The 15,909-nt window shown below is 74.0% G+C and carries 15 protein-coding genes; 9 read left to right on the top strand and 6 right to left on the bottom strand.

Annotated features, from left to right (window positions below; genetic code table 11):
• Positions 1 to 23: 23 nt before the first annotated feature.
• A complete protein-coding gene (locus tag ACZ7BZ_RS00260; RefSeq protein WP_470356355.1) occupies positions 24 to 383 on the bottom strand; it encodes a DoxX family protein in 360 nt (119 codons plus the stop codon).
• On the bottom strand, positions 380 to 895 hold the full coding sequence (locus ACZ7BZ_RS00255) for a cupin domain-containing protein (RefSeq protein WP_470356791.1): 516 nt from the start codon (positions 893 to 895) through the stop codon (positions 380 to 382). Before ACZ7BZ_RS00255 ends, ACZ7BZ_RS00260 begins: the two co-directional genes overlap by 4 nt.
• 105 nt (positions 896 to 1,000) lie before the next feature.
• Here ACZ7BZ_RS00255 and ACZ7BZ_RS00250 point away from each other — a divergent pair, with 105 nt between their 5' ends.
• From ACZ7BZ_RS00250 to ACZ7BZ_RS00240, 3 genes are all read left to right on the top strand, one after another.
• Positions 1,001 to 1,873, top strand: coding sequence for a LysR family transcriptional regulator (locus ACZ7BZ_RS00250; protein WP_470356354.1), 873 nt, complete (start codon positions 1,001 to 1,003; stop codon positions 1,871 to 1,873).
• 166 nt (positions 1,874 to 2,039) lie between these two features.
• On the top strand, positions 2,040 to 2,672 hold the full coding sequence (locus ACZ7BZ_RS00245) for a type 1 glutamine amidotransferase family protein (RefSeq protein ID WP_470356353.1): 633 nt from the start codon (positions 2,040 to 2,042) through the stop codon (positions 2,670 to 2,672).
• A gap of 91 nt (positions 2,673 to 2,763) precedes the next feature.
• Positions 2,764 to 3,747 (top strand): aldo/keto reductase, encoded by a 984-nt coding sequence (locus ACZ7BZ_RS00240; protein WP_470356352.1) that lies wholly within the window; start codon positions 2,764 to 2,766, stop codon positions 3,745 to 3,747.
• 154 nt (positions 3,748 to 3,901) lie between these two features.
• On the opposite strand, the gene ACZ7BZ_RS00235 is transcribed toward ACZ7BZ_RS00240, so the two are convergent.
• Positions 3,902 to 4,411: a transglycosylase SLT domain-containing protein gene (locus tag ACZ7BZ_RS00235; protein WP_470356351.1), complete on the bottom strand. Its 510-nt coding sequence runs from the start codon at positions 4,409 to 4,411 to the stop codon at positions 3,902 to 3,904.
• A gap of 276 nt (positions 4,412 to 4,687) precedes the next feature.
• On the opposite strand from ACZ7BZ_RS00235, the gene ACZ7BZ_RS00230 reads away from it, so the two are divergent.
• The 3 genes from ACZ7BZ_RS00230 to ACZ7BZ_RS00220 all read left to right on the top strand — a co-directional run bounded on the left by ACZ7BZ_RS00230 (position 4,688) and on the right by ACZ7BZ_RS00220 (position 7,683).
• A complete protein-coding gene (locus tag ACZ7BZ_RS00230; protein ID WP_470356350.1) occupies positions 4,688 to 5,332 on the top strand; it encodes a PadR family transcriptional regulator in 645 nt (214 codons plus the stop codon).
• Positions 5,325 to 6,857 carry an FAD-dependent monooxygenase gene (locus tag ACZ7BZ_RS00225; protein ID WP_470356349.1) on the top strand — a complete coding sequence of 511 codons (1,533 nt, stop codon included), beginning with the start codon at positions 5,325 to 5,327 and terminating at the stop codon, positions 6,855 to 6,857. Before ACZ7BZ_RS00230 ends, ACZ7BZ_RS00225 begins: the two co-directional genes overlap by 8 nt.
• Positions 6,858 to 7,191: 334 nt before the next feature.
• A complete protein-coding gene (locus ACZ7BZ_RS00220; protein WP_470356348.1) occupies positions 7,192 to 7,683 on the top strand; it encodes a DUF402 domain-containing protein in 492 nt (163 codons plus the stop codon).
• A gap of 183 nt (positions 7,684 to 7,866) precedes the next feature.
• Here the strand turns inward: ACZ7BZ_RS00220 and ACZ7BZ_RS00215 are convergent, their stop codons facing one another.
• The 3 genes from ACZ7BZ_RS00215 to ACZ7BZ_RS00205 all read right to left on the bottom strand — a co-directional run bounded on the left by ACZ7BZ_RS00215 (position 7,867) and on the right by ACZ7BZ_RS00205 (position 11,757).
• Entirely contained in the window at positions 7,867 to 9,531 is a 1,665-nt protein-coding gene (locus tag ACZ7BZ_RS00215; protein ID WP_470356347.1) for an eCIS core domain-containing protein, read from the bottom strand.
• 313 nt (positions 9,532 to 9,844) lie between these two features.
• Complete coding sequence (locus ACZ7BZ_RS00210) at positions 9,845 to 10,708, bottom strand: serine hydrolase (protein ID WP_470356790.1); 864 nt, start codon at positions 10,706 to 10,708, stop codon at positions 9,845 to 9,847.
• A 101-nt stretch (positions 10,709 to 10,809) separates the two neighbouring features.
• Entirely contained in the window at positions 10,810 to 11,757 is a 948-nt protein-coding gene (locus ACZ7BZ_RS00205; protein ID WP_470356346.1) for a LysR family transcriptional regulator, read from the bottom strand.
• A gap of 188 nt (positions 11,758 to 11,945) precedes the next feature.
• On the opposite strand from ACZ7BZ_RS00205, the gene bla reads away from it, so the two are divergent.
• The 3 genes from bla to ACZ7BZ_RS00190 all read left to right on the top strand — a co-directional run bounded on the left by bla (position 11,946) and on the right by ACZ7BZ_RS00190 (position 15,728).
• Positions 11,946 to 12,881 carry a class A beta-lactamase gene (gene bla / locus ACZ7BZ_RS00200; RefSeq protein WP_470356345.1) on the top strand — a complete coding sequence of 312 codons (936 nt, stop codon included), beginning with the start codon at positions 11,946 to 11,948 and terminating at the stop codon, positions 12,879 to 12,881.
• A gap of 104 nt (positions 12,882 to 12,985) precedes the next feature.
• A complete protein-coding gene (locus ACZ7BZ_RS00195; RefSeq protein ID WP_470356344.1) occupies positions 12,986 to 14,047 on the top strand; it encodes an MBL fold metallo-hydrolase in 1,062 nt (353 codons plus the stop codon).
• Between the two features lie 70 nt (positions 14,048 to 14,117).
• Positions 14,118 to 15,728: an Ig-like domain-containing protein gene (locus tag ACZ7BZ_RS00190; RefSeq protein ID WP_470356343.1), complete on the top strand. Its 1,611-nt coding sequence runs from the start codon at positions 14,118 to 14,120 to the stop codon at positions 15,726 to 15,728.
• Positions 15,729 to 15,909: the final 181 nt, after the last annotated feature.

Below are 15,909 nucleotides of genomic sequence, written 5' to 3'. Positions count from 1 at the left end.
TCCGGCCTCCCGGTTGACCGGGCTCAGGGCCCGGCGGCCAGCCAGGCGGCCCCGGCGGCGGCGATGACCAGGGCGGCGTTGAGGCCGAGCCGGCGGTCCCCACCGCTCAGGTGGACGGCGACCGCCCCGCCCTGCAGCAGCACGAGGCCGATCGCCGCGGCCGGCGCCAACGCGGGCGCGATGCCGGTCAGCGGCGGCAGGAGCAGGCCCGCCGCGCCGAGCACCTCCACCACGCCCAGCGCCCTGAGGGCGGCCGGCGGGACGCGGTCCACCCAGGCCATCATCGGCCGGAGCCGATCCGGGCTGCGGACGGTCTTCAGCGTGCCCGCGTAGCCGTAGAAGAGCGCCAGCGGTCCCGCGACGATCCAGTAGACGAGACTCATTCGGCACCCGGGGCGGCAGTGGTCGCGGGCTCGGTCGCGTAGCGGCTCATCGCCTCGGTGTTCGCGCGGGGCGTCAGCGGCCGGCCGGCGGCGAGCACCTCCGCGAGGTCACGGAAGTACTGCACGTACAGGTCGGGGGTGAACGTGCTGAGCAGGACGGCGGGTTGGTCGGTCAGGTTGGCGAAGGTGTGCGGGGCGCCGGGCGGGACGATCACCAGAGTGCCCGCCGCGGCGTCGTGGTCCTGCTCCCCGACGGTGAAGCGCACGGTGCCGGAGAGGACGTAGAAGCCCTCGTCGTGCTGGGCGTGGCGGTGCTGCGGCGGCCCTTCGGTGTGCGGGGCGAGCACGGACTCGGCGATCGCGAGGCGGTGCCCGGTGTGGCTGCCGTCCTCCAGGACGCGCATCCGCGTGGTGCCCAGCACGATCGTCTCGCCCTCACCGGGGCGCACCAGGACGACGGCGGGGGTTGTCCCGGCGCCGGTTCCGGTGTCGCTCCCGGTGCCGCGTGCCATGTCTTCTGCGAGGTCTTCGGTCATGCCCACCACTCCACCGCCGGCGCCCACCGGGTGTCCAAGACCGGTCCCGCAGCGCCGATACCGGATGGGTATCGTGGCAGCGTGGAGCTACAGACCCTGCGCTACTTCGTCGCCGTCGCCGAGGAACTCCACTTCGGCCGGGCGGCCCACCGCCTGCACATGACCCAGCCGCCGCTGAGCCGGGCGATCAAGCGGCTGGAGACCGAGGTCGGGGCCCTGCTGTTCACCCGCTCCCCCGCCGGTGTCGCGCTCACCCCCGTGGGCGCGGTGCTGCTGGACGAGGCCCGGGGGCTGCTCGACCACGCCGACCGGCTCCGGGCCCGGGTGAGCGCGGCGGCCGGCGCCGCGACCGTCACCGTCGGCATCCTGGGCGACGGCACCGACCCGGGGATCTCCGACCTGGCCGCCGCCTTCCGCGGACGCCACCCCGGCATCGACATCCGCGTCCGCGACACCGATCTGACCGACCCGGTCTGCGGGCTGCGCGCCGGACTGGTCGACGTCGCCCTGACCCGGGCGCCGTTCGACGAGACCGCCCTGACGGTTCGTACACTCCGGGCCGACCCGGTCGGCGTGGTCCTGCGCGCCGACGATCCACTGGCCGGCCGCGACCGGCTGCGGCTGGCCGAGTTGGACGACCGCCGCTGGTTCCGGTTCCCGCCGGGCACCGACCCCGGCTGGCAGTCCTACTGGCACGGCGGCATCCCGCGCGAGGGCCCGGTGGTGCGGGCCGTCCAGGAATGCCTGCAGGCCGTGCTCTGGAACGGCACCGTCGGCCTGATGCCGCTCGGGCACGACCTGCCCGCGCAACTCGCCGTGGTGCCGCTGGCCGACATGGCACCGAGCCGGGTGGTGGCGGCGTGGAACGAGGGCGACGGCAACCCGCTGATCCGCTCCCTGGTCGAGCTCGCGACGGTCGTCTACCGCCGCCGAGCAGCGTCGGCCACGGGTTGAACGCAGTTCCGTGACAAGGGAGTCGGGCGAGATCCCGGCTGGGCCCGCCCGCCTTCGCCCCGCCCCGGACCCGAGGCTCCGATCCGAGCGGGAACACCGCGACACCGTTGCCCCCGACCGGCCGCTCCCAGGAGACTGGACGCCCGTACCGCACGGAGGAGTCGTGATGCAGGTAGCCGTGATCACCTTCGACGGGTTCAACGAACTCGACAGCTTCATCGCCTCGGCATTGATCAACCGCTGCCGCAGGGACGGCCTGGAGGCGTTCATCACCACACCGGCGCCGGTGGTCACCTCCATGAACGGCGTCGAAGTGACCGGGCAGCGCCCGATGGAGTTCGTGGCCGAGGCCGACGTCGTGCTGATCGGCAGCGGCGTGCGCACCCGCGACGTGGTCGCCGACGGCCGGACGCTCTCGCTGCTGCCGCTCGACCCCGCACGGCAGCTGATCGGCTCCCAGTGCTCCGGCGCCCTCGTCCTGGCCCACCTCGGACTGCTGGGCACCATGCCCGTCTGCACGGACCGGACGACCCGCCCCTTCGTCGAGGCCCGCGGACTCACCGTGCTGGACGCGCCGTTCCACGCCGAGGGGAACATCGCCACCGCCGGCGGCTGCCTGGCCTCCCAGTACCTCGCCACCTGGGTGATCACCCGGACCCTCGGGGCGGACGCCGCCCGCGCCGTCCTCGACTACGTGGCCCCGGTGGGCCAGAACCAGGAGACCGTCGACCGCGGCCTCCGGACGGTCGGCGCCACCCACGCCGTCCGCACGGGCGGGCCCGCCCTGCCCTGCCCCTGACCCGGGTCCTGACCCCGGCCGCGGAGCTGGTCGCGGAGCCGGTCGCGGGCCGGGGTAGGCGTCGCCCGGCGTGGCGTGAGAGGCTCGCGGCATGGAACAGCGCGTACTCGGCCGCACCGGCCGTCCCGTCTCGGTGGTCGGACTCGGCACCTGGCAGCTCGGCGCGGATTGGGGGGACGTCCGGGAGGAGGACGCCCTTGCTGTGCTGGACGCCTCCGTGGAGGCGGGTGTCACGCTCTTCGATACCGCCGACGTCTACGGCGACGGCCGCAGCGAGCGGCTGATCGGCCGCTACCGGAAGGAGCGCCCGGACGCGGAGGTGTTCGTCGCCACCAAGTTCGGCCGCCGGGTCGAGCAGCGGCCCGAGCACTATCGGCTCGCCAACTTCCGCGCCTGGGCGGACCGTTCACGGGCGAACCTGGGCGTTGAGCGGCTGGACCTGGTCCAGCTGCACTGCCCGCCGACGCCCGTCTACTCCTCCGACGAGGTGTTCGACGCCCTGGACACCCTGGTCGCGGAGGAGCGGATCGCCGCCTACGGGGTGAGCGTGGAGACGTGCGCGGAGGCGCTGACCGCGATCGCGCGCCCGGGCGTCGCGAGCGTGCAGATCATCCTGAACGCGTTCCGGCTCAAGCCGTTGGAGCGGGTGCTGCCCGCCGCCGCGGCGGCCGGGGTCGGGATCCTGGCTCGGGTGCCGCTCGCCTCGGGGCTGCTGTCGGGCCGTTACGGCAAGCAGACCGTCTTCGCCCCGGACGACCACCGCACCTACAACCGCCACGGCGAGGCCTTCGACCAGGGCGAGACCTTCTCCGGGGTGGACTTCGCAACGGGCGTCGAGGCGGCGGCGGAGTTCGCCGCGCTCGCGCCCGAGGGCGCGACGGCCGCCCAGACGGCGCTTCGCTGGATCATCCAGCAGCCGGGCGTGACGACGGTGATCCCCGGGGCCCGCAACATCGAGCAGGCCCGGGCGAACGCGGCCGCCGCCGCGCTGGCGCCGCTGCCGCCAGCCACCCTCGACGCCGTCCGGGAGCTGTACGACCGCCGGATCCGGCCGCAGGTGCACGACCGCTGGTAACCCGGGCCCGCCGCGCGGGCGAACGAACGGAGCAGGGGCGGCCCGAACACGGGCCGCCCCTTTTCCGTCACCGCTCCGCTCTCCCGGTCGGGCCGGACGGGCGGACGGGCGGACGGGCGGACGGGCGGACGACTTGCTCGCCCGCGGTGGGGCGTTACTGCCAGACGCGGTAGACCGCGTCGCGTGCCTGGCCGAGGTACTGCTGGTAGGTGCCGAGCTTCCAGGCCGCCCAGGAGGCCCACCCCCGGCCGGTGCCGTCGGTGTCGATCCTGAAGGCCTTGCGGGCCGACCAGCCCATGTCCTGCCAGTTCTCGGCGGTGACGACCTCGGCGTCGTGGTAGTGGACCTCGGGGTACCACCGCTCGTTGATCTGCCAGGCGCCGAGGTCCTTGGTGCCCGGGTCGGGGTCGGTGGGCTGGTTGGTGTGGACGGCCAGCCGGTCGCAGCCGGACTCGGCCATGGCGATCGCGACGGCGTAGATCGCGTCGTCGTTGCGGCCCTCGCCGGACTTGTCCTTGGCGAAGCCGGCGAGTTGGGCCTCCCGGGCGCAGGCGTCGATGCCGCTCTGATCCCCGGCGGCATGGGCGGTGAAGGTGATCGAAGTGAGCGTGAGCGCCAGGGTGACGGCCGTACCGGTCAGCAGTGCGCGGGTCTTGCGGAGCACGAGTGTTCTCCCTTCGGCGCCGGCCCGGGTCGGGCCGGGTTCGAGGAGGGACGCTAGGCGGCACGGGAAGACAAACGGTCAACGCGGGCGACGGAGGGTGCGGTCCCGGTGCGCCAGAGGGGCCGGCGGGTCCGGCAGGTCCGGCAGGTCCGGCAGGTCCGGCAGGTCCGGCGGGTGGGTGCCCCACGAAAGGCCTTGCCCTCGACGCTCCGGCTCCATATGCTCGGATCCGAGTAATCGATACCTAGTAGTCCACGCGTCGACCCACGGAGCCCCATGGCCAGCCGCCAGCACCCCACCACCGGCCAGCAGTCCCCGAAACGCCCCGCCAACGCCCTCGCCCTCGCGCTCCTCGGGCTGCTGCTGGAGCAGCCGATGCACCCCCACGCGATGGCCGGCGCGCTGCGTGAGCGCGGCATGGAGCGCGCGTTCAAGCTCACCACCGGCTCGCTCTACGACACCGTCCGCGCGCTCGCCCGGGACGGCTGGATCGAGGCGGACGGCACCGAGCAGGTCGGCAACCGCCCGGCCCGCACCGTCTACCGCCACACCCCCGCCGGACGGGCCGGCTTCACCGACTGGCTCGACGAGCTGATCCGGCAGCCCTCCCCCGAGTACCCGCGGTTCCTCTCCGCCGTCGGCTACCTCGGCGCGCTGGGCCGCGACCGGGCTGCGGAGGCGCTGCGCGAGCGGGCCGCCGCCCTGCGGGAGAGCATCGCGCGGGACGCCGAGGGCTACCGCGCGGCCCGCGAGGAGCACGGCGCGCCGCGGCTGTTCGTCATCGAGGCCGAGTACGCCACCGCCATGGCGCAGTCCGAGCTGGCCTGGGTGGAGCGCACCGCCGAGGAGATCGAGCGCGGAACGCTGACCTGGCCGGACCAGGAGTCCCGGGGCGGGCGGACGGGGGCGGACGATGAGTGACCACGCCACGGAGCCCGAGACCGTCGACGTCCTGGTGGTCGGCGCCGGGCCCGCCGGACTGACCGTCGCCGGGGAGCTCGGGCGCGCCGGGGTACGGGCGCTGGTCCTGGAGCGGGAGCCCGAACCTCCCGGCCACTGCCGCGGGTTCAACCTCAACGCCCGGAGCCTGGAGCTGCTCGACCGCCGGGGCCTGGCCGACCGCTTCCTCGCTGAGGGGCCGACCGTACCGACGGCCGTGTTCGTCGGAGCCTCCCGGCTCGACCTCGCCGCCATGCGCGCGAAGCACCGCTACGTCCTGGGCATCCCCCAGACCCGGGTCGAGGAACTGCTCGCCGAGTGGGCCGTCGAATCGGGTGCCCGCCTGCTCCGCGGCCGACGCCTCGCCGGGCTGCGGCAGGACGGTGCCGGCGCGACGGTCGAGGTCGACGGCGCGGACGGCCCGTCGACCGTGCGCTGCCGGTGGCTGGTCGGCTGCGACGGGGGCCGCAGCACCGTGCGCAGGGCGGCCGGGATCGGCTTCCCCGGGACGCCCGCCCGGAACTTCAGCCTGCTCGGGGACGTCGTGCTCGCCGACCCTTCGGCCGTCCCGTTCGGCCCCAACACCGGTCCCGGCGGCCGCTCGGTGTTCGCGATCCCGCGCCCCGGCTACGTCCGCCTCCTCACCGCCGACCCGGCGCCGCCCGCGGACCCGTACGAGCCGGTGTCGCTCGACTCCTTCCAGCGCGCGGTCGACGCCGCGCTGGGCCGCCCGGCCGAGATCGCCCAGGCCCGGTGGCTGACCCGGTTCGGCGACGCGGCCCGGCTCGCCGAGCGGTTCCGGGCCGGCCGGGTCCTGCTCGCCGGGGACGCCGCGCACATCCACCCCCCGGCCGGCGCCATCGGCGTCAACGCGGCCCTCGACGACGCCGTCAACCTCGGCTGGAAACTCGCCCTGGTGGCGCGCGGGCAGGCCCCGGACACGCTGCTCGACACCTACCACGACGAACGCCACGCGGCCGGCACCCGGCTGCTCCGCAACACCTGCGCCCAGGCCGTACTCGCCCGGGCGGACGGGAACGACCACGACCGGCTGGCGCCCGTCCGCGAACTCCTCGCCGAGCTCGCCGAATCCGCCGACACGGCAGGGCCGTTGGCCGAGGTGATCACCGGTGTCGCCACCCGCTACCCCGCCTCCGGCGACCCCGGACACCCCTGGGCAGGACGGCTGGTGCCGGACCTCCCCCTCGGCCCGACCGGCCGGGACCGCCTCACCGCACTGCTGACCCGCACCCCCGGCGGCGCCCTGCTGCTCGACGGCGCCACCCCGTACTCCGCCGCCCTCGCAACCGCCGCGCACCCCTGGGCGGACCGGGTCACCACCGCCCGCACCCACCCGCGCACCCCGCACCGCGCCGACGCGATCCTGGTCCGCCCGGACGGGCACGCGGCCTGGATCGGCACGCCGACCACACCCGCCGACGTGGCGGCGGAGGAGCTACGGGCAAGCCTCACCCACTGGTTCGGGCCACCGGCGGCAACCGGCTGACGCGCGGCGCCGACTGCCGTCAACTACCGCCCCAGAGCGGAAGAACGGGCCGAGACAGCCCGCATCGCCCACGACGTCTTCGCCTACGCCGGCCAGCTCGCCGCCCGGCCCAGGGCGAGTACCTGCCCGAGGGCGCCTTCTCCTACGTAGCGGGTGAGCCGGCAGACGGCGAACAGGTCAAGCCGATGCGTCTGCGCCAACCCGGCACCGCCAGCAGGCGGGGCTTCGCCCTCGACTGCGCCTGTAGCCTGACCGACGTCACCGACGGCTGTACAGACGAGACGGGCTTTCTGCGTTGACGAGGACGGACACCGGAACGGGCGCACGGATCCGGGTGCGCAAGGGCAAGTGGCCACTGCCGGGCTCGGCCTCGCCTCGGCCGGTGGCGGAGTGGGACGCGCGGGTCCTGGGCACCGATGAGTTCGGAACCTGGCTGTTCTGCGCAGAGGGTGAAGTCCACCACAAAGCCAATGGCGAGTCGCTGGCGGTTCCCAGCGACGGCGTGCAACTTCTTCCCAGCTCCGGCTGGTGGGCCGCATGGTGGTGGCGCAAAGGGCAATGGATCAGCGTGGACGTCTGCACGCCACCCGCCCTCGGCGAATCGGGCTGGAGCTATGTCGACCTCGAACTGGACCTGGCGCGCCTGACGGACGGCACGGTCCTGCTGGTCGACGAGGACGAGTTCGAGCAGGCCGTGGTCGAGTGCCTGATACCCGTGGACGTCGTCGGCGCAGCCCGAGCTGCGGCGGCGTCCCTGCAGACCATGCTGGCCGACGCGACGGAGCCCGTCGTAGCCGCTGGCTGGCAGTGGCTCGACCAGGCCTGACGGCCGGTCCGCCAGCAGCTACACCTACGAGAACACCATCCTGCCCACCGGCTCACTCACTGGTGCCCCCGAAGGCGCTCTCGGCTGCGCCTGCGGCCTTCACTCCACCTGGCCATACAACTGACCGAGCAACACACGGCACCGGATCCGAAGGCAACCCCCGAAGAACTCCGGAGCCGACCACTAGGCCCGAGTCGGCCCCTGGCCCGCCAGGATGTCGGCGAAGACGACCACGGTCGCGCTCTCGCCGTACTTCGCCGACTTCTCCTGCCGGAAATCGCCGCTCCGCACGAGGATCTGGCGGATGTGGATCTCGGTGCCGATGGGGAAGGTCATCTCCTCCTCGGACTGGTTGTTCCTGCCGAGCGCCCTTCCCCGGTGGTCCTCCGGGAGGCCGAACTCCCAGACGATCTCCTTGCCGGCCACGTACGTGTGGGTCAACGGATCGCCGTACGTGGTCGACAGGATGGCCGGCCACTCGATCGTCTGGTCGACCGGGACGTAGCCACCGTCCGGGTGGTTCTCCTGCTGCTTGAGGATGCCGCCGAACGAATCGAACATGTGCTTGCTGTCGCCCCGCATCACGTTGCCTTCCTCGTTCGCGCGGGGCGTCGCGAAGTCGTCCCACACGCCGTTGATCCGGGCGAAGATGTCGAAGGTGTCCGCGAGGTGCTTCTCGTCCCACGCCTCTGTGCTCTGCTCGTCCGCGTACCCCCGTGCCACGGCGATACTGCGCCACACGTCGAGCACCTCCCTCTCCTTCGACTTGTAGGAGAAGCCGGGGGCGGCGATCTCGCCCGGGGCGAAGCCCACCTGCCCGAGGGCCGCGAGGAGCGGGTTGATCCGCCGGTAGTCGGCACTGAGGTAGTTCTCGCCGAGATCGAGGTCCTTCTGCTTCTGCTTGGCCGCGAGGACCGCCGGGTCCAACTCCGCGGCGCGAGCCGCTTCGTACTCCGCGCGGGACGCCTCCTGCCCCTCGACCGTCCCCCACGACTTGTCCTTGAGGGACGCCCGGGGCTTCTTGCCGTCCGCGCCCGCAGAGATCAGATAGGACCCGAAGGAGAAACCGAGGATCGTCTGCCCCCCGATGTCCTTCTCGTCCGTGTGCTTGACGACCTGGGTGCCCTTGGGGAGGCCCGCCGCGAGGGTGCGCTGCACGGGCTCCGCTGCCGCACCGGCCGTCCCGGTCTCGGGGCCGTCCGAACGCTGCAGGCCGGCGGTCGCCCGCGGGGCCGGACGGCTCATCACCGCGCGGGCGTTGGCCTCGGCCTCGCGCTCGAAGCGGTCGGAGGGGTCGGAGACCTTCAGCCCGTTGCCGTGGTCGGTACCGCTGACCGGTCCCCGGCGCTGCTGGATGACGTGGGTGAGCTCGTGGGCGAGGGTGTGCGCGTCGCCCCCGCCCGCGGCGATGACGACGTGGTTGCCGGAGGTGTAGGCACGTGCGCCGACCTCGGCGGCGGAGGCGTTCGCGGCGCTGCCGGTGTGGATGCGTACGTCGGAGAAGTCGGCGCCGAGGCGGGACTCCATGTCCGTACGGGTGGCCTGGTCCAGGGGCCGGCCGGGGCTGCGCAGGACGTCGTGGACGGAGGAGCGCTGGACGGCTGCAGCCGCAGCGCGCGGGACGGCGGGGTCCTTGAAGCCCCCGTGGCCGCAGCCGTCCCCGTGCCGGTGCTCCTCCTCGTCCAGTCCGTGCCCTGCCCTGCGAAGCATCTGGACGACCGCCGCGTTGCCCACGGTGCCCTGCAGGGCGAGGAGTCCGGGCCGTGGGTGCCCGGCCGTGGCGGGCGCGTGCCTCGCCTCCCGGCCGGCCCTGGCCCCGGTGGCTTTCTCGTTCTCCCGCTCACGCATCGGGCTCCGCCCCTCCTGGGATCGTCGGCAACGTTCCATTCAACCCAACGGCCGGGGCGCGGCGGAAGGTACTTGAGGGCAGAGCACGGGTGCCCTGCGACGGTTTCCTGTGGCACTTCCGTGCAGGTGGCCGATGACAGGGTGTGGACGAACCGTTCCGGCGCGGTCGGCTGGAACCACCGCGCCGAGGCATCGCCGCCACCCGCTACGAGAAGACCGCCGCCATCCACCTGGCCGGACTCCACATCGCAGGCACCTTCCTCAGGTCCGCCTGGTGGTCCAGACGAAAGCGCCTTGGTCCTGCCCGGCCCGCTCAGCCCCTCCCGGCCGCTGCCGCCTGTGCCCGGAGGGCGTCGACGGCGAGGCGGGCGGTGGTTCCGATGGCGGCGTCGGCGGCGGGCAGGGTGATGGTGGTGGCGGCGGCCCGGGTGAAGACGGCGACGGCGTAGCGGCCGCCATCGGGGTACTCGACGACGCCGACCTCGTGGCGCAGCGTGGGGAGGGTGCCGGTCTTGCCGTGGACGCGGACGTCGTCGAAGGGGAAGCCGGAGGCCAGGCGGTGCGGCCAGACCTGGAGGCCGAGGAGGCGTCGCAGGGCGGCGCCGTGCTCGCCGGGGCAGGCGTCGCCGTGCCAGAGGGCGGCGAGCAGGGTGGTCATGTCGCGGGGGGTGCTGTAGTTGGTGAAGGCGGGGTCGAGAACCCTGAGGCGGGCGACCACGGCCGGGTCCACCGGGGAGTCCGGGCCGGTGTCCTCGGCGAGGGCGGCGACGAGGTCGCGGAGCTTGTGGACGGCGAGGGTGCGGCTCAGGCCGAGGTCGGCCATGGTCCGGTTGACGGTGTCGAGACCGATCTCGTCCCACAGGACGTCGGCGGCGGTGTTGTCGCTGACGGCCACGGTGAGGTAGGCGAGGTCGCGCAGGGAGAGGCGGGCGGCGTCGAGCATGGCGGCGAGGCCGGTCCTTCCGGGGGTGCGACCGGTGGCGGGGACGTCGACCTGCCGGGTCAGGTCGATCCGTCCGGCGGCGGCCTCGCGGTACAGCGTCACGAGCAGGCAGACCTTGTGGACGCTGGCGGTGCTGGCGGCGGTGTCGGCGCCGAGGCCGATCTCGGCGCCGGTGTCGAGGTCGCGCGCGTGCAGCTGGCCGGTGACGCCCGCGTCGGCGAAGGCCGCGGCGATGCGGGTGCGCGCGGCCCGGCCCTGCGGGGTCCGGGCAGCAGCCGTGCGGTCGTTGACCGTGCGGTCGGCTCGCGTGCGGTCGGCTCTCGTGCGGTCGCTGGTCACAGCGGGAACTCCATTGCGGGCCGGGGGTAGAGCGGGCGGTTGGGCGGCTGGGGCAGCAGGCCGCCCGGTCCGGTCAGCGCCGCGTGGGCGGCCTCCGCGAACAGCCTGACGGCGGGCCCGCCCCGCCCGGCCGGCCAGGCCGTGGAGGTCCGCCAGGCCAGCGGGGAGCCGGTGAGCGGACGCCAGACTGTACCCGGCGGTGGCGCGGTCCGCGGCACCAGGGCGACGGCGCTGCCGGTGAGCACGAGCGCGCCCGCGACGTCCGGTCCCGGCGGGTCGACGACGGCCTCGGGAGTGCATCCGTGCCTGGTCAGCGTGGTGAGCACCTCGTCGTACAGGGCCGGGGCGTTGGCGCGCGGGGGGAGGACCAGGCGCAGGCCGGTCAGTTCGGCTACCGCCAGCTCCGGGCTGTCGGCGTACGGGCCGCGGGCGGCGAGCAGGACGCCGAGCGGCTGGTGCAGGACGGGGCCGAAGGCCAGTCCGTCGGCCGGGCAGGGGTGGCGGACGACGGCGACGTCGACGGTGTGCTGGGCGAGTTCGCGCACCACGGCCGCGACCGGCAACTCCCGCAGTTCGAGCCGGGTACCCGGGGAGGCGGTCTCGAAGCCGGTGAGCAGCGCGGCCAGGGCGGCCGGCCCGAGCTCGGGCGGGACGGCCGCGCGCAGGGTGCCGGCCCGTCCGGTGCGCAGGTCGGCGGCGGTGGCGAGGAGCCGGGCGGCGCTGTCCAGCGTCTCCTCCGCCTCGGCGAGCAGCAGCCGGCCCGCCGGGGTGAGATCGACCCCGCGCGGGCCGCGGTCGAACAGGGTCACCCCGAGTTCGCGTTCGAGGCGCTGGATCCGCTGGGAGAGCGAGGGCTGGGCGATCCTCAGGCGCTCGGCGGCGCGGCCGAAGTGCCGCTCCTCGGCGACGGCGCGGAAGTGGCGGAGATGCCCCAGCAGGTCCATGGCCAGCAATCATAGGCGTTTTCTTATCGTCCACTTCACGATTGCGGTCTTGGACTGGGAAGGCGGCGGCCTGTTTAGCTGAGCGCGACGGCGCGACCACGCCGACACGAACACGACGGCAACGAACAAGACCGCACCGCGGACGACCGCACCGCGGACGACGGCAACGAACACCTGGGAGACCACCGATGACGCCCCACCTGGACCGACCCCGCACCGCGCTGCCCGCCGTGGCTCTGCTGGTGGCCGCACTGATCGGCGGGTGCGGCCAAGCGGGCAACGCCTCGACGGCGTCGGCGACCGGCACGACCGCGACGACCGCGACCGGCTCGGCGGACACCTCGGCGGACGCCTCCTTCGCGGCACTGGAGCAGCAGTTCGGTGCCCGGCTCGGCGTGTTCGCCGTGGACACCGGTAGCGGCCGGGAGGTCAGCCACCGGGCCGACGAGCGGTTCGCGTTCGCGTCCACGATCAAGTCGCTCGCCGCCGGCTACCTGCTGCGCAAGGCGTCCGACGCGGACCTGGACAAGGTCGTCCCCTATGGCCAGGAGGACGTGCTGGCGTGGGCACCGATCACCTCCCAGCACGTGGCCACCGGCATGACGCTGCGGGACCTGGCCGCCGCCTCCATCCAGTACAGCGACAACACCGCGGCCAACCTGGTCACCGCCCAACTCGGCGGCCCGGCGGCCGTCCAGCAGTCCCTGCGCGACCTGGGCGACTCGACCACCAGCGTCGACCGCACCGAACCCACCCTCAACGAGGCCACCCCGGGCGACACCCGCGACACCAGCACACCGCACGCCCTGGGCGCCGACCTGCGTCGCTACGTGCTCGGCGACGTCCTCGCGGAGAACCGGCGCGGGCTGCTGACGGACTGGCTGGTCGGCAACACGACCGGCGGCCCGTACATCCGCGCGGGTGTGCCCGCCGACTGGAGGATCGGCGACAAGACCGGCAACGCGGGCTACGGCACCCGCAACGACGTCGCCGTGGCGTGGCCGGGCGGCGGGCGCAGCCCGATCGTGATCGTCCTCCTGTCCGACCGCGGCAAGGCGGACGCCAAGTCCGACGACGCCCTGCTCGCCCAGGCCACGAAGACCGTCGTCAAAACCCTCGGCTGAGCCTCCCCGACCAACCGACCGATCAACCGACCGATGAACCGATGAACCGATCAACCGCCGCCCGCCACACGCCGCCCGCCGATCGACCAGGAGCCCCGACCGCGATGATCCGCCCCACCCGCCGGACCGCCACGGACGCCGACTTCACCCGGCGCCGCCTCGCCCAGCTCGCCCTCCTCGGTCTCACCGCCGGAGCCGCGCCGACCGCCCTGGCCGGCCCGGCCTCGGCCGCCGTCCCCGCTTCGGCGAGGACACCGTCCGCCTCCCGCGCCCACTACGACCGCGCCCGCCGCCTCGCCGGTGACGACCCCGTGCTGGGGGCCCTGGTGACGGCGCTGACACCCGGTTCCGACCTACCCCGGCTGCCCGCGCCCGCGCCCGTCAAGCTGTTCGACAACCTCGTGCTGCTGAGCGTGGGCTGGGTCTCGGCGATGGCGGTGCTGACCGACGACGGCATCGTGCTGATCGACGCGCTCACCTCTCCCGCCGATGCCGAGGGCGTCATCGTCCCCGGACTGCGGGCGGTCGGCGCCGACCCGGCGGGGATCCGGCACGTCGTCGTGACCCACGGCCACGCGGACCACTTCGGCGGCGCGCGGACCCTCGCCGACCGCTACGGCGCCCGCGTGCACATGTCCCCGGCCGACTGGGACCTCCTCGCCCGCACCCGCCCCGCCGACGCCCCCGTCCGCGACCTCGACATCGCGGACGGCACGCAGCTCACGCTCGGCGGCACCACGATCGAACTGCACCACACCCCGGGCCACACCCCCGGCACCGTGTCGCCGGTCATCCCGGTCCGAGCGGGCCGCCGACACCACAGCGCGATGCTCTGGGGCGGCCTCAACCCGCCCTCGACGGTGGCGGAACTCCGCACCTTCCTCGCGTCCGTCCACTCCTTCCGGGCCGTCATGCGCCGGGCGAACGTGGAGGTAGAACTCTCCAACCACCCGAACGACCACGGCCTCGAACGAGCCGAACAGCTCCGGCACCAACCGCCCGGCACCGCGAACCCCTTCCTCCTGGGCGGCCCTCGCACCCAGCGGTACATGGCGGTCATGGACGCGATGCTGCGCGGCCGCATCACCGACGCGGAGGCGGTGGAGGCAGCGGCGGAGGGAGCGGAGGCAGCGGCCAAGGAAGCCGGGACGTCCAAATGCGATTGACGCCGGGTCGGCCTGCTGACAAAGTGCTCCCGCCACACGATCGAACATGATCGAAGAGGGGGGAAACCGCATGTCAACCACCGTCAGCGGGCGCCTGGCCGCCACGCTCGGTGCCGCCGCCGTCGTCCTGATGACCATCGGCGCGCCCACGGCCACGGCCGAGAACGGGCAGTCGGCCGTGACCGACCCCAAGGCCGCCCCGAGCCCGCGCTCGCTCGCCGCCGGGGCGTCCACCGACGCCTGCGACGACACCACGACGCCGGGCTGGATCACCACCACCGAGCCCGCGCTCACCGCGCGCACCACCGCGCCCGGGGCCCGCTTCAAGGTGTGGAACGCCGCTGGCGTCAAGGTCTTCGACCAGACCGCGCAGACGGCTGCCGACGGCACCGTCCAGGTCCGGCCCACGGGCCTCGCCGAGGGCGCCGGCTACTCCTGGCAGGTCTGGCCCGACTACGGCCCGGGCGGCGGGAAGCCGACCGCGGCCTGCCACTTCGGGATCGACGCCACAGCCCCGCAGTTCACCGTCGAGTCCGCCGACTTCCCGGCGTCCGCCGGCGGGGCGACCCCGTCGAAGTACGCCGGCCAGACCGGAACCTTCACCGTCAAGGGCACCGACCGGGGCTCGGGCGTGGCCTGCTACCGGTACGTCCTGAACGGCACGCTGAGCGCCGGCGCACCGTGCCAGGGCTCGGGCACCGTGACGGCCGGCGCCGACGGCACCGCGACCTTCCAGCTGAAGCCGACCCAGTGGGGCACCAACGTCCTCACCGTGCAGGCCGTCGACAACGCGGGCAACACCACCCCGCCGGTCACCTACACCTTCTACGCACCCTCGAACCCGAACCCGCCGTCCACCCCGGGCGACGTCAACGGCGACGGCGTGCCGGACATCCTGCTGCCCGACGCCGCCGGCAACCTCCAGATCATCAGCGCGGACGCCACCAGCACCGTGCCGACGTCGACGGTCGGCGCCGTCCGCGCGCCGGGCGGCGCGGGGTGGAACGGCGTACAGCTGCTGCACCGCGGCTGGGACCAGGCGCACGCGCCGGTGGACGACCTGATGGCCCACCGGCCGGGCGGTGCCGGCATGTCCCTCTACCGCAACTTCGACATGGGCGCCTTCGCCCGTGGCGTGATCTCGTTCGGGCGGGACGTGGACCCGTTCAACCCGCCGCCGGTCCCGGCGGGCTTCACCTCCGACTGGTCGAAGGCCACTCAGCTGGTGCCCGTGGGCGCGCTCGGAACGGACCAGCGGACCTCGATCCTCACGGTGGAGGACGGCGACCTCTGGCTCTCCACCGACCCGGCTCCGCTGTACGACTACAACACCTTCGTGCGGATCTCCACCACGGGCGCCTGGGCCGGCTACGACCTGATCGCCCCGGGCAAGGCGGCCGACGGCTCGCTCGCGCTCTGGTCCCGCAACCAGGCCACCGGCGAGCTGCGGACCTACCCGATCGCCAAGGGCGCCGACGGCACGTACGACTTCACCGCGCTGGCCGACCCTGCGGCGGGCACGGTGATCGGCACCTTCCCGGTCGCCGAGTACCCCACGCTCGGTAGCGTGGGCGACGGCAACGGTGACGGGCGGCCCGACCTGTACGCCGTCACCGCCGACCGGCACCTGCTGACCTTCAACGGCGTCACCGACCCGAAGGACCTGGGCGTCCTGCGCTGATGCCGATGACCGAGGACCCGTCCGACCGGACGGGCCCTCGGTCTTGCCGTCCTTGCCGCCCCTGCCGCCCCTGTCGCCCCTGTCGCCCTCGGGAACGGGGCCGCCGAACGGTCGGTCCCGGGACCTCACACACCGACCGTCACGGTGTCACCCGGGGTCACGGGCGCCGGGCTCAGGTGCG

This window comes from Kitasatospora sp. NPDC036934, from assembly GCF_055608425.1.
This window is presented reverse-complemented; position numbering and strand designations above follow the sequence as displayed.

Bases quoted from the DNA above. Each gene is read 5' to 3' on its own strand.
- ACZ7BZ_RS00205 (WP_470356346.1), bottom strand. From the start codon at position 11,757: ATGGACCTGCTGGGGCATCTCCGCCACTTCCGCGCCGTCGCCGAGGAG.
- ACZ7BZ_RS00240 (WP_470356352.1), top strand. From the start codon at position 2,764: ATGGAACAGCGCGTACTCGGCCGCACCGGCCGTCCCGTCTCGGTGGTC.
- ACZ7BZ_RS00190 (WP_470356343.1), top strand. From the start codon at position 14,118: ATGTCAACCACCGTCAGCGGGCGCCTGGCCGCCACGCTCGGTGCCGCC.
- ACZ7BZ_RS00245 (WP_470356353.1), top strand. From the start codon at position 2,040: ATGCAGGTAGCCGTGATCACCTTCGACGGGTTCAACGAACTCGACAGC.
- ACZ7BZ_RS00255 (WP_470356791.1), bottom strand. From the start codon at position 895: ATGGCACGCGGCACCGGGAGCGACACCGGAACCGGCGCCGGGACAACC.
- ACZ7BZ_RS00215 (WP_470356347.1), bottom strand. From the start codon at position 9,531: ATGCGTGAGCGGGAGAACGAGAAAGCCACCGGGGCCAGGGCCGGCCGG.
- ACZ7BZ_RS00195 (WP_470356344.1), top strand. From the start codon at position 12,986: ATGATCCGCCCCACCCGCCGGACCGCCACGGACGCCGACTTCACCCGG.
- ACZ7BZ_RS00260 (WP_470356355.1), bottom strand. From the start codon at position 383: ATGAGTCTCGTCTACTGGATCGTCGCGGGACCGCTGGCGCTCTTCTAC.
- bla (WP_470356345.1), top strand. From the start codon at position 11,946: ATGACGCCCCACCTGGACCGACCCCGCACCGCGCTGCCCGCCGTGGCT.
- ACZ7BZ_RS00225 (WP_470356349.1), top strand. From the start codon at position 5,325: ATGAGTGACCACGCCACGGAGCCCGAGACCGTCGACGTCCTGGTGGTC.
- ACZ7BZ_RS00230 (WP_470356350.1), top strand. From the start codon at position 4,688: ATGGCCAGCCGCCAGCACCCCACCACCGGCCAGCAGTCCCCGAAACGC.